Genomic DNA, 22966 nt, shown 5'->3' on the forward strand with positions numbered 1-22966 from the left:
AGCTTAGAAGCCAGTCCCTCGACCCACTTTGCCGAAGCACATCGTCAAGGACCTGGTTCTGCCGTCTGCTCCTTTTTTCTAACTGCCATGGACAATGTGCCTATTATTCGAACGGTGTCAGGACTTCGTCATTTCTTGCACTGTTTTCCTGGCAACTTCAATGAAGGAGTAAGCCCTTCCAGCACAGTCATTGGTCAGATCGGTTTGGTACCAACCATGGGGGCGTTGCATGCGGGGCATCTCAGCCTGATTCAGCAGGCTCGCCAAGAAAATCAATGTGTGATTGTCAGCATTTTCGTCAATCCTCTCCAGTTTGCTGCCCATGAAGACCTGACAGAATACCCGCAAACCTTGGATCAAGATCAAGCATTGTGCCAGGAGCAGGGTGTAAATGCTATTTTTGCCCCCTCTATAGACACGATTCTCGCCGAAAATCCCCTCACCCAAGTAATTCCACCGGCCTCCCTCACAGAGAACCTCTGTGGCCCCCATCGCCCCGATCATTTCACAGGGGTAGCGACCATTGTTTTGAAATTGTTGAATATTGTCCAGCCTACTCGGGCCTACTTTGGCCAAAAAGATGCCCAACAGCTGACCATTATTAAGCGTCTTGTCCAGGATTTAAATCTAGATGTCACGGTGGTCCCCTGCAGGCTCATTCGTGAAGCGACAGGCCTGGCCTTGAGTTCTCGCAATCAGTATTTGAATCCTCAAGAAGCACAACAAGCAACCATTTTGCACCATAGCCTGCAAGCGGCTCAACACACTTTTCAGGGGGGGAGTTGCGATCGCAACTCCGTCCTCACTACGGTGGCCCAAACCTTAGCCAAAGAACCCCAAGTTGAGGTGGACTATATCGATCTGGTCGATCCTTTAACTTTGCAGCCTTTAGAGCACATCACTACCCAAGGCCTGGTCGCGGTTGCCGCCCGCGTTGGCTCTGTTCGGCTGATCGACAATATACTTTTGGATGCCCGCAGGCCTATCCTCGCCATGGATGGGCCTGCAGGTGCGGGCAAATCAACGGTCACCCGCCGCTGTGCCCAAGCCTTAGGATTGCAATATCTAGACACAGGAGCCATGTATCGAGCCATAGCCTGGCTGGCCCTAGACAAGCAAGTTGAGGTCTCAAACACGTTTGCGATCGCAGAGCTTGTAGAAGATTGCAATATCGAACTCAAACCCCATCCAGACCCTCAACAACCTCCCCAAGTCTGGGTGAACCAACAGGAGGTCACCCAAGCCATTCGCACCCCAGAAGTGACATCCCAGGTGTCAGCGGTTGCCGCTCAACCCCCAGTTCGAGAAGCCCTCGTCAAACAACAGCAACGTTTAGGTCGCCAGGGTGGCCTGATTGCCGAAGGTCGAGATATTGGCACCCATGTCTTTCCTGAGGCGGGACTCAAAATCTTCTTAACGGCTTCTATTGAAGAACGCGCCCGTCGTCGCCAACAGGATTTAAAGGATCAGAACTTACCCTCCCCAACCCAATCTGAATTAGAAGACCTGATTGCCAGTCGCGATCAACAGGATAGTCAACGAGAATTTGCCCCCCTTCGCAAGGCTTACGATGCCATAGAAATTAACACGGATGGCATGACGATTGAGCAGGTCATCACCCAAATCACGACCCTTTACCAAGAGCGATTTCCAGCCCAAGCATAAATCTCTTGCTTGCATTGACACTATCCATCTCTCGCTGCCGATCCACTGCCTTTCAGGAGAAGATTAAATTCTTAAGAGGGAATTCTGATTTGCTTCTTAAGAGGGTGCGGTATGCTATTCCAAATAGTTCCCCGTCCTCAATCTCGGAGTCAGCATGAAACTGGCAGACCGCATTGGTCAGGTGTCTTCATCCTTGACCTTAGCCATCTCAGCAAAAGCAAAAGCAATGCGGGCTGACGGTATTGATGTCTTAAGCTTTAGTGCTGGCGAACCCGATTTTGACACCCCTGAGCACATCAAAGCCGCTGCCAAACAGGCATTAGATCAAGGGAAAACCAAATATGGCCCGGCCCCAGGCGAGCCTCAACTGCGAGCCGCGATTGCCCATAAATTGCAGCAAGAAAATCGCTTAAATTTTCAAACTGAGAATGTGCTGGTGACAAATGGGGGCAAGCAATCCCTCTACAACTTAATGCAGGTTCTCCTCAATCCTGGTGATGAGGTAATCATTCCTGCCCCCTACTGGCTCAGTTATCCCGAGATGGTGAAATTGGCTGGGGGAGTTCCGATCACCTTAACCACCGATGCCCAAACCGGCTTTAAAATCACCCCTGCCCAGCTCCAAGCAGCAATCACACCCCGCACTCGCCTATTAGTCCTCAACTCTCCGTCGAATCCCACGGGGATGGTCTATACCCCTGCTGAAATTTCGGCACTCGCAGAGGTTATTGTCGCCGCCAACCTTTGGGTTGTATCGGACGAAATCTACGAGAGAATTTTATATGATGGCGCTGAACAGCTGAGCATCGGCGCGGTCAGTGAGGCCGCATTTCAACGAACCATTATCAGCAATGGGTTTGCCAAAGCGTATTCGATGACAGGATGGCGGATTGGTTATTTAGCAGGTCCCTTGGAACTCATTCAAGCAGTGGGACGACTGCAAAGCCATAGTACGTCTAATGTTTGTACCTTCGCTCAATATGGTGCCATCGCCGCTCTAGAAGGCTCCCAAGATTGCGTAGACATTATGCGCCAAGCCTTTGATCAACGACGTCGGCTGATGTTTCAGCTCCTGACGGATATTCCTGGTGTGACCTGTCCCCAACCCCAAGGGGCATTTTATATGTTTCCAGATATTAGCTTTACGGGCTTAGGATCCATCGCTTTTTGTGAAGCCTTGCTTGAACAGTGTCATGTAGCAGCTGTTCCCGGCGTCGCCTTCGGGGCCGATCAATGTATTCGGCTGTCCTACGCAACTGATCAAACGAGTATTGAGCAAGGTATAGAACGGCTTGCCCAGTTCATTACGACCGTTAGCCCCTAGATCCTTTTCTTGTAACACCCTATCTGCCTGAAAGTGGCTCGCGCACAGCCATCAAGCCCCAATAAATGTGTCAAAGCTTAGCAATCTCAGCCGTTGTTTCCGATGAAACGGTATGCTTTGCATAAGATTCACTGAATAATGGATAACTGCTTTGCCCATTCACATCTTGGGGGTAAATGCTCGCCTTTCATCCTTTCCGCGAGCAACCTTAGAGCTGTGCTGTTTAGGGTCTTGCCCAACTCATGAAACAACTTCTTTACCTGGAAATTCCCACGTCGGATCTAGCAGCCGTTCAAACTTGGTTGCATCAGCAAACCGCAGAAACGCTGGGCTTAAGTGCTAGCGTTCTGACATCCACCCCGTCAGGGATACATATTTCAACAGGTCCCGCGAAACTCGTCGTGTTTCTGTGGCAACATCTCAACACCACCTATCTGAAAGTCATGCAATGGTCTGATCAGCCATTATCAGGACAACAAGAGTGGATCCGTACCTTTGAAGCTACGCTCAAATCCGTTTTCCCCTACGCTCCCAAACCTTTCCCAGAAATTGATCTGTCCCAAACTGATATTTTTTCAGCCTTAGCCCCCTACTACCCATTAACAGCAAAGTACTTCCAAAACATTCCTAATGGTGAGGCAGACTTGCAGCGCGCCTATTGGTGGGAAAAACGCTGGCGAGACACCGTAAAACTCGGCCCCCAACCGCCAAAAGTTCAGCCCATTATGCATACTGCACCACCAGCAGAACCCGATTCAACCTGGGATATTGTGATTGTGGGCGGTGCTCTGGGGGCTTTGACAGCAGCCATGATGGCTCGATTGGGCTACAAAGTGGCCTTAGTGGAGCGGATCAAATTTGGCCGTATGAATCGGGAGTGGAATATTTCTCGCAGTGAACTACAAACCCTAGTTGATGTCGGTTTGTTGACAGCAGAAGAGCTAGAAACGTTAATTGCTCGCGAATACAAAGATAATTTTAATCAGTTTTTTAGTGGCAATAATCCACCTGCAGCTCGGTCTTCCGTTCTCTATACACCAACCGTTCTCAATGTTGCCATGGACTGTGATCGACTGCTGCAGCTTTGTGGGGAAAAACTGTTGGCCGCTGGGGGCCAAATCTTTGAATGCACAGAATTTGAGCAAGCCTATTTAGAAGCAGACTCTGTGACGATGCAGGTGCGAGACTTAAGTACCGATCAAGTGTCTTATATGCAGTCCCGACTGCTGATCGATGCCATGGGTACTGCCTCGCAAATTGCCCAACAGATTAATGGCGGACAGGCCTTTGATAGTGTTTGTCCAACGATTGGTGGTGTGGTTAAAGATGGTTTTGCTCCGGGCGTGTGGGACCAAAATTATGGGGAGCCTCTATTTACCAACGGCGATACCAGTCGTGGTCGCCAGCTGATCTGGGAAATGTTTCCTGGCGAAGGCAACGATATCACCATTTATTTGTTCTATTACCATCAGATTTCCCCAGAGAATCCAGGGTCTTTACTAGAGCTTTTTGAAGATTTCTTTGCCTGTTTACCGGACTATCGCCGCTGCGATTTAGATCAATTGGAATGGCGAAAAGCTGCCTTTGGCTATATTCCAGGACGCTTTAGCCGCAATGCCCAAGATCGGTTACCGGGGTGCGATCGCATCCTCTCCATTGGCGATGCAGCGTCCTTAAATTCTCCCCTGATCTTCACCGGGTTCGGCTCTTTAGTTCGCAACCTACCTCGGGTCACCCATTTATTGCATACTGCCTTACAAAATAACCTCTTATCAGGCGAAGCTCTCGGACTGGTCAATGCCTACCAAGACAACCTAGCCGCCACCTGGATTTTCTCTCGTGGAATGATGGCTAAACCGCAAAGCACCTTACCGCCCTATTGGATTAACGCCATCCTCAATGCTTTCTTTGGCGTTCTCAGTACTGAACCCCCCGATCAAGTCGATGACTTCATCAAAGATCGCGGAGGCTGGCTATTTATGACCCGTACCATTCTGAAAGCGGGCGTGCGCATGCCCCAAATCCCCTGGTGGGTAGCCCGTGCTATTGGCCTGAAAGAACTGCTCAACTGGGTCCCCACTTACCTCACCTTTACCTGGACCGCCATCCTCGCCTTCTTCTTTAGTGGCTGGTTACCCCAGCTTTTACAGCGTTGGCAAACTCCTTTATCTCAACGTTGGCCCCATCTCTGGCTGCAGCTCTTAAGCTGGTGTTACCGGTTAACCTATGGAATGGGTAAACCCCAACTCCTCCTACGTCTACCGCCCCTTACTGATTCTCCATCCGATTCTGAGATCAAAGTGCCCACCAGTGAAACCGTCTCCAGTCTCTCTGGTTAAATCAGCAAAGCATTCACCGCCAGAGATTTGGAGTTGTCGGTATCCACGCCGTATAGTAAGGCTAATTCCCACGACTATCGCAACATCACTGTAGATATCCTAGGTGAGGAGTTGGTATGGGTTTACAGCATTTGAGCTTCGCCATCAATCCTGTACAAACTGCCTTAGACAGGTGGTTTCAAAGTTTAGCAGCCAGTTATCCTGCACTCTCTTGGATGGTAGGTCATCCTATCCTGGCCGTTATCAGCCTCTTAGTACTATTAGCCATTATTCAAATCCTCTTGGGGTGGATTAGCAGTGGCATCAGACATCTTCTATTTACAATCTTCAAATCTCCCTATTCTTTGGTGCGATGGCTATTAGGAAAAACTGCAGCCCCCTTAAATCCTCCTAAGCCCAACAAATGGTCTAAGGGTAAAAGCACTGAGCAAGTCTCAACCCTCTTAAAACGTCTAGATCATCATCACCGAGAACAAGAGAAGTTAATCTTAGAACTCACTACCCTCATTCATAACGGTTCCGATACCCACCTCCTCGAAGGTTCTAGGGACACTTCCACCACCTCCTCCGATACCACTCCTTCTAAAATTTCATCTTCATAGCACGAAAGCTTTAGCTCCATGAGGCAATTTAGAAAGTGTTCTATAGGTCTCTTAATTTAGGGAAGATTTCGGTCTAGAATGGTAGCCCAAAGCAGCAAGTAGATGAGTATAAATGACTAGTCAAACAATTATTTCTGAACCAGCTGCAGCTCAGCGGCCTGTTTCCACCCTATCTACGAGCAGCAACGACGCTCGCCTAGTTGAGACCGTCAAGCATGTCTATAAATCTGATCATCAAGCTGAGTACTTAGAGATTAAAGCCCAAATCGAGTCGCTATTGCAGCAAATTCAGACAGAAATGCAAGCTTAATCCTCTAAAACAGAGAAAAGCTCGATAAAAACTATTTATTGCAGTCTTAATACTCATAGACAGTTATATCAACTAGTTTTCACCCCGAGCGAGCAGGCAGCCTGGTAACGTTACATTCCGTATCTGATGGGGCATATGTAAATCAAGGATAGGTGTAATATTGTTGTTGGCCTTTTATTGGCATCCTGCCACCATAACAATGGCTCAAGTCTTCCCTTCAAAACTTGATTATGAACAGAGCTATCCTTGTCCTGTCTGTCGTAATGGCCAATTAGATCGCCTAATTTTAATGGATGCCTTTGCCTGTAGCACATGCAATCATATCTTTTCAGCCAACCTTAACCAGCAATCCATTTGTTTAGCAGATCGTACTCCAGCGATTGGTTGGCGCTGGGCGCGCCAACATTGGCACCCTCTTCATCACCCTGACATTGATTTTCCGTTGGGAATCTGGCTCCTTTGTAGCGGTCTTACTGTTTTACCCCCAACGATTCTGTGGATCATGCACCACATGTTTCCGCCATTAGACAACTCTGCCCATTCATTTCCGTTACTTTGGATCGGCATCGTCGGTTTAACCCATGGCTTAATCGCCTTATGGATTTTGGCAGAGTTTTACCAATTGCCGCTCTACCTATCCTGGAAGTTCCGATGGCAATCTTGAATCAAATCTTACCCTGCATAGCTTAAAGCCCCTAATACCTCTAAATCCAACCCAGAGGCCACTTCAGCAAGTACTGTTCGATTAGTCGGATCAGACAAATGAGGCACCTGCCCAATCACTGGCACCTGAGTCAGGGCTTGGATCATGTCGATCGGTGCCCATTGCTGTATTTCTTCTGTGGATAATACACCCGTGGCATTCAAAATGATGCCCTTGATATCCAGCCCAAATTGTCGTGCTAAAGCTACATGGGCAACGGCCTGTCCCATACACCCCAATCGAATTGGCACAACCAATACAATGGGAAACCGCCAATCCCTAGCAATATCAGCAACGATCAACTCATCTGTGACTGGAGAGCCTAAACTGCCTACACCTTCTACCAACACCCAATCAAACTGAGCCTGCAACTGTTGAACCGCTTGCCAAGCGGGTAATAAATCAACCACCTGACCTGCCAGCCTTGCTGCTAATGGGGGGGCTAACGGTTGTTCGAAATACAGAGGGTTCAAGGTTTCAGGAGGTTGATTTAGATCAAAAACCTCGGTATACCATTCCCGATCTCCTAGCCCAGATTGCACCGGTTTACAGACCGCAATCCTTTCATGTGGCCGATACATCTGCCAATAAGCCACCAAGGCTGATGTAACAATTGTTTTGCCAATTTCTGTATCTGTACCACTAATTAAAAGAGTCTGTGTCACAGCACTATTATCCTTACGCTGACTATTGCTTATGTTGGCGGACTAACCAATAACTGATGGATAGTGAAAAGATTGCCACCGCCAGCCCTACAAGATCTAAACCGGATGATTTTGCAAAGTCAAAAATAATCAGTTTACGTGCTACAGCGATCAAAGCCGTTGCAACCACCAACTGAACCTGCACTCCCTGATGATCGAGGTAAGCTTGAATATTTTCTAGAAGCTCTAGAGCAATCAGGATATTGAGGAATAGACCAAAAATCTCTAATACCGTTGACTGAAAGAATCCAATCGGTTCCGTTGACAACTCACGAATCACATTAAATCCCAGATCGAACAGGGAGAAGAAAATAACAATGACCAATGCAATGGATAAAATCTTGGCAACAGTTCCTTCAAACCAATGCAATAGCCGGAGAAAGGAAGCATCACTGAAAACTTTAGCAATAGATCGATTGTTTCGCTTCATGGGGAATATTGAAGGGCTGCTGGGTTATCAAAGTGAACGATGAATCATATTACAGAAACTTGATTCAGTAGCACTGGCACCAGATAATGAGAAAGCTGGAGTAATACAGTAAATTTTTGCTTAGACTCTTAGCCTATTTTTGCTAAGTTTGCTAAGTAATCTGTATTATCGTTTTGCCCATTTTCATAGGAATCTGATTATGATCAGCGACATTTTACCCGCAATTATGACGCCTCTGGTTGTTTTAATCGGTGGTGGGGCTGCTATGACAGCCTTCTTTTATTATGTTGAACGTGAAGGCTAATTGATGGCGGTTAATCCATCAACTCATTCTATGCATTTCACATAGCCGACCTTGCTTAATGGACGGCTTCGTATAGCAAGAAGTCATAACAAGCATCCTAATTAAAAAGGGGAGTCAGTTAACTGACTCCCCTTTTAGGTATCGCAAAAATGCTAGCTTACAGGGAAGAACCCAAGCCTGCATATGCTCCATAGAAAAAGAGACCTACAATTGCAATGAGGGCGGTCCCTGCGACTGTCCCTACTAGCCATAATGGAACTTTTCCATCTGCCACAGACTTTTCCTCCTAAAATTACTAGCAAAGTTTATGCATAGAATAGTTTGTTCTCAAAAACGCTTATCAAATGGATAAACGGAATTTTATGTTAGTTAAAAAAGTAGCTTGAGAACAATAAAGCTAAAACAAGAACAAGTAGCAAGCCAATAAAGAGCGATGCACGATTCAACTCTACGGGTTGCTTATTCGGATTGGGTGTTGCCATTAACGTCTCCTATCTCTGAATGAACTGCATAGCTGCGATTGCACCCAGGAAGAAGGTAACCGGGACACCTAGGGTATGAACAGCCAACCAACGCACTGTAAAAACTGGATATGTAACCGGTTCTTTTGAAAGTCTACTGGTCATTGTTATAACTATAGTCCTTTTGTAAATTCATCAATTTGTTGCTTACCTTCATAACGATCAGTAACCAAAGGTAACCCTTGTCGAGCTTGGTCAAAGTACTCGTTAGGTCTTGGCGTTCCAAACACGTCATAAGCCAGACCTGTACTTACGAATAGCCATCCTGCTAAAAACAGCATTGGCACCGTAATGGTATGGATAATCCAATAACGAATGCTTGTAACGATATCACCAAAGGGTCGTTCACCAGTTCTACCAGACAATTCAAACACCTCCTATGAACACAGTCATGATACTTAATCATACGAAACCATCGGACGTCCCACAAGTAAAACCTGAAGTTTACTTCCGCTAGCCGTCCAAACAAGAGGAAAGCGGAGGACTTAGTACCCTTTAAGCTGATGCTTTCGGGGGAGCAATAAAACGCAATAGCGTCCCTGATTGCCCAATAATGAACCCTTGGTCAGAAGAAACAAAAATAATCTTGTAGAGGTTGGATGGTACATCCTCTACCGTCGTATCTTTTTGCCAAGTTTGGCCACCATCTAGGCTACATAGTAATGTGCCGCTGCCCCCTGACACCCAAACTTCTTCAGGAGTCCGGTAAGCCAAATCTAAGAGTCCAATTTTAGTATTGCCAGGAGTAAATGCTTCATCCCAGGCATAGTCTCCATCCTCAAGAAAACCGTTACTGAATTGAACCTGGCCACCTTTGTTTAAAATCCAGGGATTGCCACTCGGATCGTATCCCATGGTTTGAATTCGTCTTGCACCATTTCGATCATGGCTTTGCCAGGAGGTTTGACCTGGATCAAAAGTGTTGTAGAAACTACCCCGAGAGGAAATTGCGACATACTGACCATCTTCAGATCGGTTAATATTACGCGTTGCTCCCGTTGCCTCTTCCACTAAAGCAGTCCAATGCTGGGCTTCATCCCGAGTTTGGTAAATGGCACCTAGATCGGTGATCATCTCCACCGACTTAGGACCTAAAGCAGTGACTTGATAGGGAGTCCCGGGTAGTTGAGTACTCAGCGACACTCGTGACCAAGACTTTCCACCATCGGTCGTATGGAGCAGAATGGAAGGCTCACCCACAATCCAACCTTCATCCCCAGAAAAGCTGATGGATGAAAAGCGATAGTCTAAGTCTCCCAGGGAAAGAGGACGTGGCTCCCAAGATTTACCCCCATCAAAGGTTTCTAAGAGCGCAGAGTTAGTTCCCACCAGCCAGCCATGCTCTGGGGAAGCAAAACTGACGTCTAAGACGGCGGAGTCAGTCGGCAACGCGACAGATTCCCAAGATAGGGAATCCAACACTGGCAGACTGTTACAGGCAGTTAAGAAAAATAAGGCGGCAACGATGGATATCCATTGCCTTGAAGTCTTTAGAATTGCTTTTATCATCTTGTTTTTGAACGGGCGATAGCGTACTAGCCAATTGGTTGATTAGAAATTTTGCAATTGGCACAAAGCATCTCTTCGCGGATGGGCAAGGGAACGAATCGTTACAACTTAGCCAGAAGAATAGAAGCTGAGTAAGAACAGAAATATCGATAACAACGCGCCAAAAATCAGCAGGTTTTTCTTGCCTGGGGGCAGTGAATTAACCCCAAGGCCATAGCCTAGATTTTCAGCAAAACCCGAGGGAGCACCGACGGGTCCAATGTTGAAAAATTGCTCCGGAGGAGTTCGGCACACTGGGCATTTCCAGTCACCGGGAAGTTGATCAAACAAAGTCCCTTGCGGAATCTTACGGCGTTTATCACCTTCATCAGGCTCATAGATGTATCCGCAAGATCGACATTCAAATCGATCCACAGATACTACTTCTTCATTTGAATCCGTCTCAGTAGACATGACCTAAACTCGTGGAATTTCCACAATCCTAGAAATCTTTGTGAATTATTATGACATGGAACTTAATCACCTTGCTCAGGCTTCTATGCCTGAACCCAAAATTTAACCCTCATTCCTCAGCCTAGACCTGAGAACATGACACCTGAGTATGCTTAACTAAATATTGAGTAATGATTTTGGAACAAGTTTGTAGGATCGATTAATTATGGGCGGAGAAATTTTCACTACAGCATTTCTTTGTTTTTCGCTGATATTAGTGGGTATTGGCCTGGGATATTTACTACTAAAGGTAGCCCCCGACTAGATCTGCCACGCTTGTGATTAGAACTTTTGGATTTTGTCTTTATATCTTGCCTTTGAGCTGACAGCACAAGACATCAAAGACGCTGTATTGGTCTAGACATTAAACCGGAAGAGCATCACATCTCCTTCTTGAACGAGATAATCTTTACCCTCACTGCGGACTAATCCTTTTTCCTTAGCAGCAGTGAGGGATCCATTATCGACTAAGTCTTGATAACCAACGGTTTCAGCTCGAATAAATCCCCGCTCGAAATCCGTATGAATCACCCCAGCAGCTTGAGGAGCTTTGGTGCCGATGGGTATGGTCCAAGCTCGACTCTCTTGGGGGCCAGATGTAAAATAGGTTCGTAGCCCCAAAAGTTTATAGGTGGCATGGATAAGGGATATTAAGCCCCCTTCTTCCACCCCTAAGGCTTCAAGAAAGTCATTGCGCTCTTCATCGGTTAGTTCAACTAATTCAGACTCCACTTGGGCTGACATAATCACGGTTTCGGCTGATTCAGCAGTTGCAACCCCACGCACTTGTTCCACCCATTCATTCCCCGTGGCCAAATCATCTTCGGACACATTGGTGGCATAAATAATTGGCTTCAGAGTTAGCAAGCCTAAATACTTAATTATTTCTTGCTCTTCAGAGCTTAAATCAGCCTGACGGGCGGGTTGTCCTTCATCCAGCGTGGCTCTAAGCTTTTCTAAAATTTCTAGTTCGGCTTGCGCCTCTTTATTATTACGAGCAGTCTTTTTGGTTCGCTCCATTCGTCGCTCAATTTGGGCTAAATCTGCCAAACTCAGCTCCAAATTAATCACCTCAATATCTCGCACAGGATCAACAGAACCGGCAACGTGGATAATGTCATCACTGTCAAAACAGCGCACCACATGGACAATGGCATCGACTTCACGGATATTGGCCAGAAACTGATTGCCTAACCCTTCCCCTTGACTCGCGCCCTGGACTAGCCCGGCAATATCCACAAACTCAACCCGTGTGGGAACCGTTTTGGCAGATTTAGACAATTCAGATAAAGTTTGTAAGCGCTGATCAGGAACAGAGACAACGCCTACATTGGGCTCAATGGTACAAAAAGGGAAATTAGCGGCCTCAGCTTTGGCATTAGCGACTAAGGCATTAAACAAGGTTGATTTACCAACGTTGGGTAGCCCAACAATACCAGCTCTTAACATGGGAAGGGATGACTCAAATCATGGGCTCAAAGACATTATGAAGACAACACATTCAGATCATCTTGAGAAGCGATGCGAATGTGACTCATAATCCTTTGCCATTAAAACATGCATGAACCCTTTACATGAGCACTAATCAACAGGAAGCTCCCCTTTGGCAGGCCCTATATGACTGTGCCCAGTCTAGCCAAGTTGCATTTCATACCCCTGGTCATAAAAGAGGACGTGGGCTACCTGCTGCTATTCTTCAGCATCTCGGCTCCTTTCTAGGCTCAGTTGATCTACCTGAACTACCCGAGTTAGATAATCTCTTTGCCCCCGAAGCGGCCATTCTAGAAGCTCAGGTACTAGCGTCACAACTCTTTGGGGCTGAGCAAACCTGGTTTCTCACCAACGGTTCGACCTGTGGGATTCTGGCAGCATTGCTAGCCATTTGCGGTCCAGGCGATCAGATCATCGTGCCGCGCAATCTTCATATATCCGTCATTTCTGGTCTGGTTCTCTGTGGCGCAGTTCCTATTTTTGTGCAACCGGCTTTGGATCAGCAGCTCAACTTAGCCCATAGTTTATCAGTGCAGGATATTCAGCTCGCGTTCGAGGTCTATCCTCAGGCCAAGGCTATCTTCTTGATCCATCCCACCTATGAAGGGATTTGCGGAGACATATCGGCCATCGCCACTTTTGCCCATGATCACGGCATCCCCTTGATCGTCGATGAAGCCCATGGACCCCATTTTGCTTTTAATCCTCAATTCCCTCAATCTGCTCTCGCAGCTGGTGCAGACCTAACCATACAATCCACTCACAAAATGCTGGGAGCATTGACACAAGCAGCTATGCTCCATGTTCAAGGTCATCTCGTCGATCGGCAACGGCTCAGCCAAACCCTACAGCTGGTGCAATCCACCAGTCCTAATTATCTACTGCTGGCCTCTTTGGATGCCGCTCGCCACCAGCTAGCCCATACTGGATTTGAGATAATGCAGCAAGTTTTAGTCCTAGCGGACAAAGCACATACTCAACTACAGTGTTTGCCTAACTATCACCAATGGAATCCAATTGGCAGCACCCCCGGCTGTATTGCCCTTGATCAGACTCGTCTCACCATTCCGACTTATCCATTTGGTGCCCAGGGATATGACCTGGATCAAATGCTGATCGACAGTTATCAGATTTCGGCTGAACTCATCACACCAGACCATCTCACCTTCTTGATCACGTTAGGCAATACGGATGCTGATATTGATCGACTACTCCTAGCATTGCAAGATCTTTACCAACCTCATTTACAGCCATATCCGCATTCCTATCCAAAGGCTAAGCCGCCTATCTCTTTACCTGTGCTATCTCCTAGAGAAGCCTATTGGCATCCATCAGAGGCCATACCGATCATGGAATCTGTCGGCCGGGTCAGTACTGAGAGTATTTGCCCCTATCCACCTGGCATCCCCACACTGCTCCCTGGAGAAAGAATCCAGCAGCAAGATTTAGACTGGCTTTTACAACTTCAACAAGAGGGGGGAGTGATTACAGGGGGGAGTGATTTGAGCTTTAATACCTTAAAGGTTGTGAGAGAGTAGTAGCGTGAGCAAACAGCGACAACCTATGCCCTCCCCTCCTTGGCCCTATACCAGTCCTGGCATCCCAGATGAACTCTTTGAGCGTTTACCTGGAATCCCCATGACACAGCGGGATACCCGATTATTATTAATCTCACAATTGCGGCTGACGACGGATACAGTACTGTGGGACATTGGTGCAGGAACTGGCACCATTCCCATTGAAGCAGGCTTACTCTGTCCCCAGGGACAAATCATTGCCATCGAGCGGGATGAAGAAGTAGTTAATCTCATTCAAGCGAATTGTGATCGATTCGCAGTTGAGAATGTCGATATTATTCAGGGCAATGCTCCAGGCTGTTTGGATGACCTCCAACCTCAACCCACTCGAATTTGTATAGAAGGGGGACACCCCATGCAAGAACTGTTGAGAACAGCATGGAGTCATCTGCAAACTAATGGACGATTGGTGGCATCTGCATCTAGTCTAGAAACGCTGTATATCATTTCTGAAACCTTTTCTTCCCTTCATGCTCGCAACATTGAAGTCGTTCAGTCCGTCATCAATCGTTTGGAGACACGTGGCACGCGCCAATTGTTTGCTGCTGTCGATCCTATGTTTATCTTGAGCGGTGAGAAACTTTGAATCTGACCGTACTTAAAGTATAGTTTTTCTCTTTCAAGAAGCTTGAAACTTAAAATAATTTACTTTTGGCATATAGAAAGATAATTTCGGCCAAATTTATGTCAGTTTTTATCCTCTGACAATATATTCTTCAATCTAATTCTTTTAGCTCTCTTGGCTATCAATAAACTGCAATTATATCTGACCACAATGAGATATCGATAGAATCGATATAGTGCAGAATCAAGCGATGATGGCAGCTAAATATGTGCGACAGAAGGAATGTATGACCTTCTTGAGCATCTTAATATCTAAAAATTGCTCGAAATAATTATTTACAAGGATATTCAGCGATCTTAATCCTTATTATCCCTTTTTAACCACGGCTCTGCTTCAGAATGCTTCTTTATACTGACCTAATAATAGGTCACTGAAGTTTCGTCGCGAGTACCCATAGAGATGCCTATACAATCTCTTCTATCTGCATCGAAATCTATAAATGCAGAGATACGTTCTTCCTATCAATACTGAAAAAACTACTAGGATTTATAAGTAGTAAACCTATTCAAATAGGTGCTACTGAAAATTGTTCTGAGCTATACTTGTCAAGGCAATTAAAACTTCTATGTATCCATAGAAAGAATGCCGGGATTGATGTTTCTGAGATCGTTGACGGAATGCTGCCTCTGTTTGCAACTTTATGGATCCAACAGCCGAACTTATCTTTAGAGACACCTCATTCTGTATCCCAGACGCCTGTCCAGCCTCAACTCTCTTCAGATCGAGATGGGTGGGTTGCCCAAGCTTCTCGCCCTTCTTTAAAACGCCAAACGAATCGACAAGCATCACGGCAAGGGATTGAGTTTCGCACCTTGCCTGGCAGGCTCGATACAGTGCCTGTTTTCAACAGCAATAGTCCTGAAGTGGTCAGACGGTCCGGAATTTTGCTCTCTACATTTCCACCTCGGGGTAAACGTCAAGCCAAGGCCCATCTCAATTTTGCTTTCAACGGTCGATTTGATATTTTTGCCCATCACGTTGCCAAGACCAATCGGCCGGATGATACCCCCACGTTTTATAAAGGCATCCTGTTATATAATCCCAGCCGAACCCGCAGTATTACGATTAAAGTCTTACATTCAGCGACATTTCTGGGCAATCCTGATGCGCCCTACATTGCCCTCCCCCCTCAAGTCAGCAATGATTTGGGCAAGGTTTTTTCGGGACCGGGTGGACGAGTGGTCGATCAGATTCTGAGAAGACGCCGTCAAACCCATTGGCCCCCTGTTATTTATTTACGCCCTGGACAAAGCAAAATGCTGATGAACCTACCGATTCCGGTTCCCAGCTTATCGGCTAAAAAACCCGTCCGGGGTCCCAAAGCTCAAAAATTACTGAAGCTGAGTGCAGCTAAATTACCCCTCAGAAATATTGCGCCATCCTCAAATACTCGCTCCACTCTGGCTCATTTGCAGAGTAGTGGGCCAGTATATGCCGCCAGTATGGCCATGCTAGCCCCACTCAATCGCAATGGAACCGAAAAAATTCCCACGAAGAAAGATTGGGAAAAACTTTTGATTAATGGTGAGCTGCTCTCTCCTCGGGACAAGCCTCCTTCTCCTTTAAATCAAAGAACCGATCCATTTTTCTATGGTCGGGTCGCTGGCGTCAGTCGCGGATCCCTCTGGAAAGCACAAGTCACAGATGATCTCACCAGTAAAGAACTAACGATTCCTAGGCCCGGTCGCTCGTTTGCCTATGGATTGAGCACGCTACAGCGAGGAACCTTTGGGACAGGACAGGTCCAAAGTGCTCCGATGCTAGTGAGATATCCTGATACAGCTTATTTAGCCCATGGGAATTATGGGGTTCATTACGATTTAACCTTACCCTTCCATAACCCCAGTAAAAAGCCTCGACAGGTCGATATTGCTATTCAAACGCCTCTCAAACATGACCGCAAAGGGGTAGGTCTTAATTTTTGGCGATCAAAAACAGCCCCAGTTTTTTTCCGGGGCACGGTACGGGTACGATACAAAGACGATGAAGGCAATTCCCAGTTGCGTTATTTTCACCTGGTTCAAAAACAAGGCGAAAAAAGTCAATCTCTGGTGACGTTAAAACTGAAACCAGATGAACGGCGGTTGGTTCAGGTGGACTATGTTTATCCACCCGATGCCACTCCTCCTCAAGTGCTAACGGTTAAAACGGATCTTTTCTTTGGCAGTCGGAGCTAATTGAATGAAACCTAATGTTGAAGTTTTTGCAGATCGATCACAGTTAATAAAACGTGCCCTAGAACTGACCCTCGCTGAAATCAAAGATGCGATCGCACAACGAGGACGCTGCACCATCGCCTTAGCCGGGGGAAACACACCTAAGCCCCTATATGAACAACTCGCCCAACAAAACCTACCGTGGCAAAATATCCACATTTTTTGGGGAGACGAGCGGTATGTTCCGATTTCTGATCCGCAAAGTAATGCGGGCATGGCCACCAAAGCCTGGCTCAACCATGTGGCTATTCCCCCCAGCAATATTTATCCTATGCCCACCCAAGCTGCCGATCCAACGGAGGCGGCTCAAACCTATGACCAGCAGCTACAGACTTTTTTTGGCACTGGCCCCAAGGAATTTCCCAGCTTTGACATCGTATTGCTAGGCTTGGGACCTGATGGCCATACCGCCAGCCTATTTCCCCATACCGATGCGCTACAGGTTTGCGATCGCAACGTCACCGTTGGCAACAAAGACGGTCAACCTCGACTGACCTTAACCGTCCCCGTTCTTAACCAAGCTCGATGCATTGTCTTTCTAGCAACAGGCGCGAATAAGCAAGACGCCTTGACTGAGATTTTTGCAGAGACTGCTGATGCCACCCACTATCCTGCTCGCTTAATCCAGCCTATGAATGGCAAACTCTCATGGCTACTAGATGCTGCAGCAGGAGAACCTCTACAGAAGTACATATAAGTCATGGGTGATCCTAACCGCCTTGGCCCCAGAATCCGCATCCAATCAGAGGATCAGATTAAGTGCCACAAATGGGTACACTCAATGAGACAAGATCAAACCGTCTGAAATCATGGTTGCTGGGTTGCTGTAGGGGTTAACAACCCATGTTGCAGACCATAGTTGCCATGAATATCTCGTGTACTATGTGAAAAGCGGTATTTTTATATCTTAAAAAGCCTCTCTTGTATAGACATTACTGGGACGTTTTATCACCTATTGAGCTAACGATTCGATAAGTCTTATCGGCAGCCTTAATTTGACTATGATCGGGGAATTTTTTGACGGGGGAGATAACTACAACCTATGATTATTTGTCCCAATTGTCTCCACCAAAATCCTGATAGTGCTACGACTTGTGAAGCTTGCCAGAGTGCCTTGCCCTCTACAAGTAGCTGCCCCAACTGTGGAGCATCCATTCAAGTTGGGGCACAGTTTTGTGGCCAATGTGGATTCAATCTGTTGGACGCCCCCAATGAGTTAGATGAAATCATCGCTCTCACCACCGAAACACCAGAAGCTGAACCCGCTTCCAGCAACAATCCATTTATTTTTCCCGATCCTCAACCCCCAGATCCCTTAGTCATGCCGGATCTGATGCCGCCAGAACCAGCGGTAATACCCCCCTTGCCCGTTGACTTACCTTCCCTAGATAATGAGCTGCCTCCATTCGAAGCGCCTCCATCTCCCGCTCCGGCTTATCCTGAACCCGCTTCGCCGGGTACGCCCAGAACTCAACTCCAACAGCAGACGATTCAGTTAGTCCATGTTCAGACCAACGCAGTGATTGATCTATCCCCGACCCTTGATCGGATCCATATGGGGAAACCCAACGATCGAGTTCCCCCCGACATTGACGTGTCAGGGTTCCCGAATGCTGAAGTCGTTTCTCGCGTTCATGCTGATATTCGGGTCGAAGGGGGTCATTATTTTATTGAAGATGTCGGTAGCTCAAATGGGACCTACATCAACAGCATTCCTCTGTTACCCGGCAATCGGCATCGCCTACGCATCGGCGACCGCATCGCCCTTGGCAAAGGCAATCTAGTCACTTTTCTATTCCAACTTAACTGATAACGTGATTACTCTAACGCTCTTGCATCCTGTTCAATCCACTCCCGTTCAAAGTTGGAGCTTTGAGCAAGATCCAGTCATCCGCATTGGTCGAGCTGTGGACAACCATGTTGTGCTTTACAGTGCAGTTGTCTCCCGTTATCACGTCGAACTTCGACAAACGGGCGCCCAGTGGGAAGTCGTCAACATCGGTACAAATGGCACCTACTTGGACGGCAAACGCGTTCATCAAGCCCCTTTGGCAGATGGCAACATCATGCGCCTCGCCCGTTCTGGCCCTAATATTCAAATCCATATTGATGAAAGTGGGAGTAGTGGCAGTAAGTATAGTCAACCTGATGTGACGGCTGCTCCCAACTCACCCAGCATCCAGGCCCAACCCCCACAACCCCAAGGCGCTGCTCCTCCTTCAGCAGAGATGAGTCCCTCACTGCAGAATGCCGAAGAAGGCTTTCGAGTGACGGGCCAGACGCCCTTTCCTAAACACCCTCAAGATGAACAGAGTCGCTTTCAGTATCCCTGTACGAATGACGGATCAAAACCTGCTGCCAACTGTCAAAATTCACCTGCGAACAAGGGATCGTTGGTTTGTACCGATTGTGGTTTACCGCTCAAAGTCTGGCGACAAATCGGCCAATACCATATTCTTAAGCCTCTAGGGACCGGGGATAATACTTTTATTGCCTGGCGGGATGGTCACATGGTGGTGCTCAAAACCCTCCAACAGGAGTGGCTGGACCATGAAGATGCGTTGATCGCCTTCCAAGACCAAGCAGCTCAGCTCTGTCAGACCAGTCATCCCGGAATTCCTAAAATCTACGAAGCATTTGAGATAGAGGGACAACCTTATCTCGTCAGTGAGATGATCTATGGGCAAAATCTTAAGCAATGGGTGACGGAGCGAGGTCCCCTATCCCAGGAACAGACCATCTTGTGGATTTCAGATATTTGTGAAGTTTTAGATTATCTACATCAACAGTCCCCGGCTATTATTCACCGCAATCTCAAACCAGCCAATTTTTTGCGCCCTACCATTCCCCATGGTTTCAAGGAAGTGGTCTTGGTTAATTTTGGCGAGATGCAGCTTCTGAGCCCTGAAGCAGGCACATTCATTGGTTCTGTGGGCTACACGGCACCCGAGTTACAAGCCGGTAAAGCAGCGCCAGCCTCCGATCTCTATGCCTTAGGCGCGACTTTGGTTTACATTTTGACCGGGCAAGAACCCGATGCCTTTTACCGATTGGGAGATGAAGAATTTCGACTCCATGTCGAAGATGTTCCTCGACTCAGCCCAGAGATGGCAGATGTGATCCAACGCCTCACCCATCCACAACCCCAAAACCGCTATTCCTCTGCATCTCAAGTCGCTGAAGCCATGAGAGAACTGCTACCGGCACCGATTTGAGTAAGCGATAATAAAACGCTTCAATGCCTGGTGGATAGTTGTCCCATGGTAGTTTGCACTCTCATGCTAATTTGTATCGCCTGATGAATAACCTGTTGATACTCCTGGGCCTTCTCTTGCACCTCTAAGGCTTGCAGGGCTATCAGCGCTTGGTCTAAGTCTTGCCCTAAGGTTTGATGGCGGTGAAGAAGGCGGCGATGGCGGCGGATCTGAGTCTCTAGGGTTAAGGCAGTAACTAAATGGGTCCGACTCACCTGTAAGGCTGACAAAATGGATGTTAGATCTTCCACTTGAGTCGATGGATGGGCTTGGGTCAAACCCTTGAGAACCATCACAGTCTCCACAAGCTGATTGTATTGGTCGATGTCATCCAGCATATGCATCAGGATGCGGAAGGTGCGAGTCCGATGCCATAGATAGAAGTGCCAGCCAGAGAACATCAGCGTTGTTGCGGTGGCCGTCACCTGGAGAAATCGGTGGGTTTGTTGAGGGGCTGAATCCCGTAAGGTAATGAGTCCGATGGGCACAGACAGCATACCGATGAAGGCTAACATAATCATCTCTACACTGAAGATATGCAGCCAATATTGCGGTTGATGCCAGGCAGAACGGCGGTATACCCCTCCGAATAAACTCCCTACCCACCAACCATTGGTGATAAAGCCTGTTTGGGATTCAATATCTTCAGTCGTTAACTGTAAAGTTTGTAGTTTTTCAAAATCAGGGAGATGACTCATGGGCTTTATCCGGCACCCTGCATCAGATTTGCGATCGCATCGAGGACACCGGTCCAAAAGTTACCTTCCCGAGATCGAAACAGCTCAAAGGCTCCTGGCGAACCAAAAAAGGGGCGCAAGGTCCAGCCCAACTGACTACCGACAAACCCATACAGACAAAGCCAAAAACGCAGCACCGTAGAGCGGAGTTGCACATTAGTATCCGTATCGGACTGGGCCACAGGACGCATGGCCTGGTAGAGGAAAGACACCCCAAACATGCCCGTAAGGGCAAAAACCACCACATTCAGCAGCAGATAAAACGAATAATCCTGCACGGGAGAAATGGTGATCACGAAAAACAAAGTAATCGGGGCAAAGCCCACGAGCAGTAAGGCAATGACGGCAGCCGCACTCAACACATAGGTGAAATGCTGAGCAATGGTTTGGCGAGATCCAAACAAGGCATTAAACACATACAGGGCAGGCAAACAAACCAGTAAGGTGATCAGGTAAAGGGTCGGCAGTTTTAAGCCTGAAGACAGGGCTTGCAGCGGACTGTGAAAGGAGCCGACGATAGCGCCATAGGTGGCAAAACTACAAAAACTACAGATCAGCAGGGCGGAAATTTTGACCGATAATCGCTTTCCCTCATGAATTTCTTGGAGAAAGGTTTGTCGGTCTTTGAGCAGGGCAATAAAAATAGCAACAGCGTTCATAGACAAGGAAGCAAGGGCAGCGTGAAAGTAAGCTCAGCCTAGCTTTGCCACTTCTGTCCTGTCAGTCGGCTGAAGTCGGGAGTTTTTTGGGAAAAAGTCGGGTCAGGTCGGGTTGATGGCCCAGACTGGCCCTTATCTCATATGTTCTTCCAGGTTTAGAATCACGGTTTCCAAGTACCACTCTTCGGAGCGCCCGGGATATTGTGACTTCGTACTCCGCACAATCCCCCGCGCTAAATCTTGGTTACCACCCAGTAATTCCAGGAGTCGTTGCCATAAGCGCTCATGCTGGGTTTGCGGAGGTTTAGGTGGAGCACCATGAGATTCGGTCTGGGCAGGAGGTTGCAGCTTATTGAGTTGGGCTAACACCTGCTGATAATTGAACCATTCTTCTTGAGCACAAAACAGGCTAATGGCCCGCTGATAATCGGCAATGGCTTGAGGATTTTCCTGCATCCCCGCATAGGTCAGGCCGCGCTGATAAAAGGCATCGGCGTTGTTGCTATTCAGGCGTAAAGCTTCGGCATAGTCTTCGATAGCTCCCAGATTATGTCCAATTCCTCGGTAGGCATTGCCCCTGGCGACATAGGCGTCACTATCTTCAGGGGATAAGAATAAGGCCTGGTTGCAGTCAGAAATCGCCCCTTGGGGATCCTTGAGATTCAGGCGGGCCTTGCTCCGTCCTCGATAGGTAATAGCATCTTCAAATTTGAGGGTGAGAGCCTGGTTGAAATCTGCGACCGCAGCTTGGTAGTTGCCTTGTTTACAGTAGACCAATCCCCTGCAGCAATAAGCTTTGCCATCCTGTGGATCGGCCTGCAAGACCCAATTAATGTCCGAGAGAGCCTGACTGAGCTGGCCGATTTTGGCCCGATCGAGGATTTGCGTAAAGTAATCTTTTTCCGATAGGGGGGGTGGCACTGCGGGTGCCTTTGTGATTGGAGCAGTAGGATTAGGCGTTTTTGGCCGAATTTCTTCGATCTTGTCGATGCATTGACGTGCTCCATCCGCATCTTTTTGATCGAGATAGAGTCCTGAAGCCACTTTAAAATCTGAGATCGCAGCTTGGATATCTCCTTGCTTGCGATGGACAATACCGCGCAGTTTATGGGCGGCAGCATAGGTGCGATCGCAACCAATCGCCAGCTCAACATCAGCCATCGTCCCAGGCACATTTTTCAAGGAGAGTCGTGCTAGGGCGCGGCAGTAATAGGCTTTGGCTGATTTAGAGTCAATCTCTAGAGCCTTACCATAGTCTTCAATCGCGGCATAGACATTGCCAGAATCGTAGTGGGCCAACCCTCGTTGGCAGTAGGCATCTACGGAAAATGGCTCAGATTCCAGGACTTGGGTAAAGGTTGCGATCGCATCTGCGTATTGCTTTTGCCGAAGTTGCGCTTGTCCTTGTTGAAATAACGGGGCACTCATGGGCACTCTGATGATGATGCAATGTAGACCTCAAAACAACGGGTTACACCGCTGGACGGGATTAATATCCTAACTA

Annotated in this window: 25 protein-coding genes; 13 read left to right on the top strand and 12 right to left on the bottom strand. The window is 47.5% G+C overall.

Annotated elements, in window-relative coordinates:
• Positions 1 to 87: 87 nt before the first annotated feature.
• The 6 genes from I1H34_RS23945 to I1H34_RS23970 all read left to right on the top strand — a co-directional run bounded on the left by I1H34_RS23945 (position 88) and on the right by I1H34_RS23970 (position 6904).
• Entirely contained in the window at positions 88 to 1665 is a 1578-nt protein-coding gene (locus I1H34_RS23945) for a bifunctional pantoate--beta-alanine ligase/(d)CMP kinase (RefSeq protein WP_212663390.1), read from the top strand.
• 154 nt (positions 1666 to 1819) lie between these two features.
• Positions 1820 to 2989 (top strand): pyridoxal phosphate-dependent aminotransferase, encoded by a 1170-nt coding sequence (locus tag I1H34_RS23950; protein WP_212663391.1) that lies wholly within the window; start codon positions 1820 to 1822, stop codon positions 2987 to 2989.
• A 242-nt stretch (positions 2990 to 3231) separates the two neighbouring features.
• Positions 3232 to 5328, top strand: coding sequence for an FAD-dependent monooxygenase (locus I1H34_RS23955; RefSeq protein ID WP_212663392.1), 2097 nt, complete (start codon positions 3232 to 3234; stop codon positions 5326 to 5328).
• 116 nt (positions 5329 to 5444) lie between these two features.
• Positions 5445 to 5930 carry a hypothetical protein gene (locus I1H34_RS23960; RefSeq protein WP_212663393.1) on the top strand — a complete coding sequence of 162 codons (486 nt, stop codon included), beginning with the start codon at positions 5445 to 5447 and terminating at the stop codon, positions 5928 to 5930.
• 112 nt (positions 5931 to 6042) lie between these two features.
• Positions 6043 to 6240, top strand: a complete 198-nt coding sequence (locus I1H34_RS23965; RefSeq protein WP_212663394.1) for a hypothetical protein — start codon at positions 6043 to 6045, stop codon at positions 6238 to 6240.
• A 199-nt stretch (positions 6241 to 6439) separates the two neighbouring features.
• Complete coding sequence (locus tag I1H34_RS23970; RefSeq protein WP_212663395.1) at positions 6440 to 6904, top strand: hypothetical protein; 465 nt, start codon at positions 6440 to 6442, stop codon at positions 6902 to 6904.
• Between the two features lie 8 nt (positions 6905 to 6912).
• On the opposite strand, the gene bioD is transcribed toward I1H34_RS23970, so the two are convergent.
• The 8 genes from bioD to I1H34_RS24010 all read right to left on the bottom strand — a co-directional run bounded on the left by bioD (position 6913) and on the right by I1H34_RS24010 (position 10864).
• A complete protein-coding gene (bioD, locus tag I1H34_RS23975) occupies positions 6913 to 7608 on the bottom strand; it encodes a dethiobiotin synthase (protein ID WP_212663396.1) in 696 nt (231 codons plus the stop codon).
• Between the two features lie 22 nt (positions 7609 to 7630).
• Positions 7631 to 8077 carry a phosphate-starvation-inducible PsiE family protein gene (locus I1H34_RS23980; RefSeq protein ID WP_212663397.1) on the bottom strand — a complete coding sequence of 149 codons (447 nt, stop codon included), beginning with the start codon at positions 8075 to 8077 and terminating at the stop codon, positions 7631 to 7633.
• 461 nt (positions 8078 to 8538) lie between these two features.
• The gene (locus I1H34_RS23985) at positions 8539 to 8655 is read right to left on the bottom strand and encodes a photosystem II reaction center protein J (RefSeq protein WP_010476185.1); all 117 of its coding nucleotides are present in this window, start codon (positions 8653 to 8655) and stop codon (positions 8539 to 8541) included.
• 91 nt (positions 8656 to 8746) lie between these two features.
• A complete protein-coding gene (locus I1H34_RS23990; protein WP_010476186.1) occupies positions 8747 to 8863 on the bottom strand; it encodes a photosystem II reaction center protein L in 117 nt (38 codons plus the stop codon).
• Between the two features lie 9 nt (positions 8864 to 8872).
• The gene (gene psbF / locus I1H34_RS23995; protein ID WP_010476187.1) at positions 8873 to 9007 is read right to left on the bottom strand and encodes a cytochrome b559 subunit beta; all 135 of its coding nucleotides are present in this window, start codon (positions 9005 to 9007) and stop codon (positions 8873 to 8875) included.
• An 8-nt stretch (positions 9008 to 9015) separates the two neighbouring features.
• Positions 9016 to 9267: a cytochrome b559 subunit alpha gene (psbE, locus tag I1H34_RS24000; protein WP_010476188.1), complete on the bottom strand. Its 252-nt coding sequence runs from the start codon at positions 9265 to 9267 to the stop codon at positions 9016 to 9018.
• A gap of 130 nt (positions 9268 to 9397) precedes the next feature.
• Positions 9398 to 10411, bottom strand: a complete 1014-nt coding sequence (locus tag I1H34_RS24005; RefSeq protein ID WP_212663398.1) for a photosynthesis system II assembly factor Ycf48 — start codon at positions 10409 to 10411, stop codon at positions 9398 to 9400.
• 108 nt (positions 10412 to 10519) lie between these two features.
• Positions 10520 to 10864: a rubredoxin gene (locus I1H34_RS24010; protein WP_212663399.1), complete on the bottom strand. Its 345-nt coding sequence runs from the start codon at positions 10862 to 10864 to the stop codon at positions 10520 to 10522.
• Between the two features lie 205 nt (positions 10865 to 11069).
• Here I1H34_RS24010 and petM point away from each other — a divergent pair, with 205 nt between their 5' ends.
• Entirely contained in the window at positions 11070 to 11168 is a 99-nt protein-coding gene (gene petM, locus I1H34_RS24015; protein ID WP_212663400.1) for a cytochrome b6-f complex subunit PetM, read from the top strand.
• Between the two features lie 92 nt (positions 11169 to 11260).
• Here petM and ychF read toward each other — a convergent pair whose 3' ends face one another.
• Positions 11261 to 12352: a redox-regulated ATPase YchF gene (ychF, locus tag I1H34_RS24020; protein ID WP_212663401.1), complete on the bottom strand. Its 1092-nt coding sequence runs from the start codon at positions 12350 to 12352 to the stop codon at positions 11261 to 11263.
• 125 nt (positions 12353 to 12477) lie between these two features.
• On the opposite strand from ychF, the gene I1H34_RS24025 reads away from it, so the two are divergent.
• The 6 genes from I1H34_RS24025 (at position 12478) to I1H34_RS24050 (ending at position 20027) form a co-directional block, all read left to right on the top strand.
• On the top strand, positions 12478 to 13932 hold the full coding sequence (locus I1H34_RS24025; RefSeq protein WP_212663402.1) for an aminotransferase class I/II-fold pyridoxal phosphate-dependent enzyme: 1455 nt from the start codon (positions 12478 to 12480) through the stop codon (positions 13930 to 13932).
• 25 nt (positions 13933 to 13957) lie between these two features.
• Positions 13958 to 14557 (top strand): precorrin-6Y C5,15-methyltransferase subunit CbiT, encoded by a 600-nt coding sequence (gene cbiT / locus I1H34_RS24030; protein WP_212663403.1) that lies wholly within the window; start codon positions 13958 to 13960, stop codon positions 14555 to 14557.
• A 656-nt stretch (positions 14558 to 15213) separates the two neighbouring features.
• A complete protein-coding gene (locus I1H34_RS24035; RefSeq protein ID WP_212663404.1) occupies positions 15214 to 16773 on the top strand; it encodes a DUF3370 domain-containing protein in 1560 nt (519 codons plus the stop codon).
• Between the two features lie 4 nt (positions 16774 to 16777).
• Positions 16778 to 17509: a 6-phosphogluconolactonase gene (gene pgl / locus I1H34_RS24040; RefSeq protein WP_212663405.1), complete on the top strand. Its 732-nt coding sequence runs from the start codon at positions 16778 to 16780 to the stop codon at positions 17507 to 17509.
• A gap of 345 nt (positions 17510 to 17854) precedes the next feature.
• Positions 17855 to 18622 (top strand): FHA domain-containing protein, encoded by a 768-nt coding sequence (locus I1H34_RS24045; protein WP_212663406.1) that lies wholly within the window; start codon positions 17855 to 17857, stop codon positions 18620 to 18622.
• 4 nt (positions 18623 to 18626) lie between these two features.
• A complete protein-coding gene (locus I1H34_RS24050) occupies positions 18627 to 20027 on the top strand; it encodes a protein kinase domain-containing protein (RefSeq protein WP_212663407.1) in 1401 nt (466 codons plus the stop codon).
• Positions 20028 to 20047: 20 nt separating this feature from the next.
• Here the strand turns inward: I1H34_RS24050 and I1H34_RS24055 are convergent, their stop codons facing one another.
• From I1H34_RS24055 to I1H34_RS24065, 3 genes are all read right to left on the bottom strand, one after another.
• Positions 20048 to 20821: a hypothetical protein gene (locus I1H34_RS24055; RefSeq protein ID WP_249369565.1), complete on the bottom strand. Its 774-nt coding sequence runs from the start codon at positions 20819 to 20821 to the stop codon at positions 20048 to 20050.
• Complete coding sequence (locus tag I1H34_RS24060) at positions 20770 to 21462, bottom strand: hypothetical protein (RefSeq protein WP_212663408.1); 693 nt, start codon at positions 21460 to 21462, stop codon at positions 20770 to 20772. The genes I1H34_RS24055 and I1H34_RS24060 overlap by 52 nt, the downstream gene beginning before the upstream one ends.
• A gap of 132 nt (positions 21463 to 21594) precedes the next feature.
• Positions 21595 to 22890 carry a tetratricopeptide repeat protein gene (locus I1H34_RS24065; protein WP_212663409.1) on the bottom strand — a complete coding sequence of 432 codons (1296 nt, stop codon included), beginning with the start codon at positions 22888 to 22890 and terminating at the stop codon, positions 21595 to 21597.
• Positions 22891 to 22966 lie beyond the last annotated feature (76 nt).

Source organism: Acaryochloris marina S15 (assembly GCF_018336915.1).
In the GTDB taxonomy this organism is placed as follows: domain Bacteria; phylum Cyanobacteriota; class Cyanobacteriia; order Thermosynechococcales; family Thermosynechococcaceae; genus Acaryochloris; species Acaryochloris marina_A.

What these genes read in the sequence shown, in the direction of transcription:
- I1H34_RS23945 (WP_212663390.1), top strand. Translation starts at nt 88, where the DNA reads ATGGACAATGTGCCTATTATTCGAACGGTGTCAGGACTTCGTCATTTC.
- I1H34_RS23950 (WP_212663391.1), top strand. Translation starts at nt 1,820, where the DNA reads ATGAAACTGGCAGACCGCATTGGTCAGGTGTCTTCATCCTTGACCTTA.
- I1H34_RS23955 (WP_212663392.1), top strand. Translation starts at nt 3,232, where the DNA reads ATGAAACAACTTCTTTACCTGGAAATTCCCACGTCGGATCTAGCAGCC.
- I1H34_RS23960 (WP_212663393.1), top strand. Translation starts at nt 5,445, where the DNA reads ATGGGTTTACAGCATTTGAGCTTCGCCATCAATCCTGTACAAACTGCC.
- I1H34_RS23965 (WP_212663394.1), top strand. Translation starts at nt 6,043, where the DNA reads ATGACTAGTCAAACAATTATTTCTGAACCAGCTGCAGCTCAGCGGCCT.
- I1H34_RS23970 (WP_212663395.1), top strand. Translation starts at nt 6,440, where the DNA reads ATGGCTCAAGTCTTCCCTTCAAAACTTGATTATGAACAGAGCTATCCT.
- I1H34_RS23980 (WP_212663397.1), bottom strand. Translation starts at nt 8,077, where the DNA reads ATGAAGCGAAACAATCGATCTATTGCTAAAGTTTTCAGTGATGCTTCC.
- I1H34_RS23990 (WP_010476186.1), bottom strand. Translation starts at nt 8,863, where the DNA reads ATGGCAACACCCAATCCGAATAAGCAACCCGTAGAGTTGAATCGTGCA.
- psbF (WP_010476187.1), bottom strand. Translation starts at nt 9,007, where the DNA reads ATGACCAGTAGACTTTCAAAAGAACCGGTTACATATCCAGTTTTTACA.
- I1H34_RS24005 (WP_212663398.1), bottom strand. Translation starts at nt 10,411, where the DNA reads ATGATAAAAGCAATTCTAAAGACTTCAAGGCAATGGATATCCATCGTT.
- I1H34_RS24010 (WP_212663399.1), bottom strand. Translation starts at nt 10,864, where the DNA reads ATGTCTACTGAGACGGATTCAAATGAAGAAGTAGTATCTGTGGATCGA.
- petM (WP_212663400.1), top strand. Translation starts at nt 11,070, where the DNA reads ATGGGCGGAGAAATTTTCACTACAGCATTTCTTTGTTTTTCGCTGATA.
- ychF (WP_212663401.1), bottom strand. Translation starts at nt 12,352, where the DNA reads ATGTTAAGAGCTGGTATTGTTGGGCTACCCAACGTTGGTAAATCAACC.
- I1H34_RS24025 (WP_212663402.1), top strand. Translation starts at nt 12,478, where the DNA reads ATGAGCACTAATCAACAGGAAGCTCCCCTTTGGCAGGCCCTATATGAC.
- cbiT (WP_212663403.1), top strand. Translation starts at nt 13,958, where the DNA reads ATGCCCTCCCCTCCTTGGCCCTATACCAGTCCTGGCATCCCAGATGAA.
- I1H34_RS24035 (WP_212663404.1), top strand. Translation starts at nt 15,214, where the DNA reads ATGCTGCCTCTGTTTGCAACTTTATGGATCCAACAGCCGAACTTATCT.
- pgl (WP_212663405.1), top strand. Translation starts at nt 16,778, where the DNA reads ATGAAACCTAATGTTGAAGTTTTTGCAGATCGATCACAGTTAATAAAA.
- I1H34_RS24045 (WP_212663406.1), top strand. Translation starts at nt 17,855, where the DNA reads ATGATTATTTGTCCCAATTGTCTCCACCAAAATCCTGATAGTGCTACG.
- I1H34_RS24060 (WP_212663408.1), bottom strand. Translation starts at nt 21,462, where the DNA reads ATGAACGCTGTTGCTATTTTTATTGCCCTGCTCAAAGACCGACAAACC.
- I1H34_RS24065 (WP_212663409.1), bottom strand. Translation starts at nt 22,890, where the DNA reads ATGAGTGCCCCGTTATTTCAACAAGGACAAGCGCAACTTCGGCAAAAG.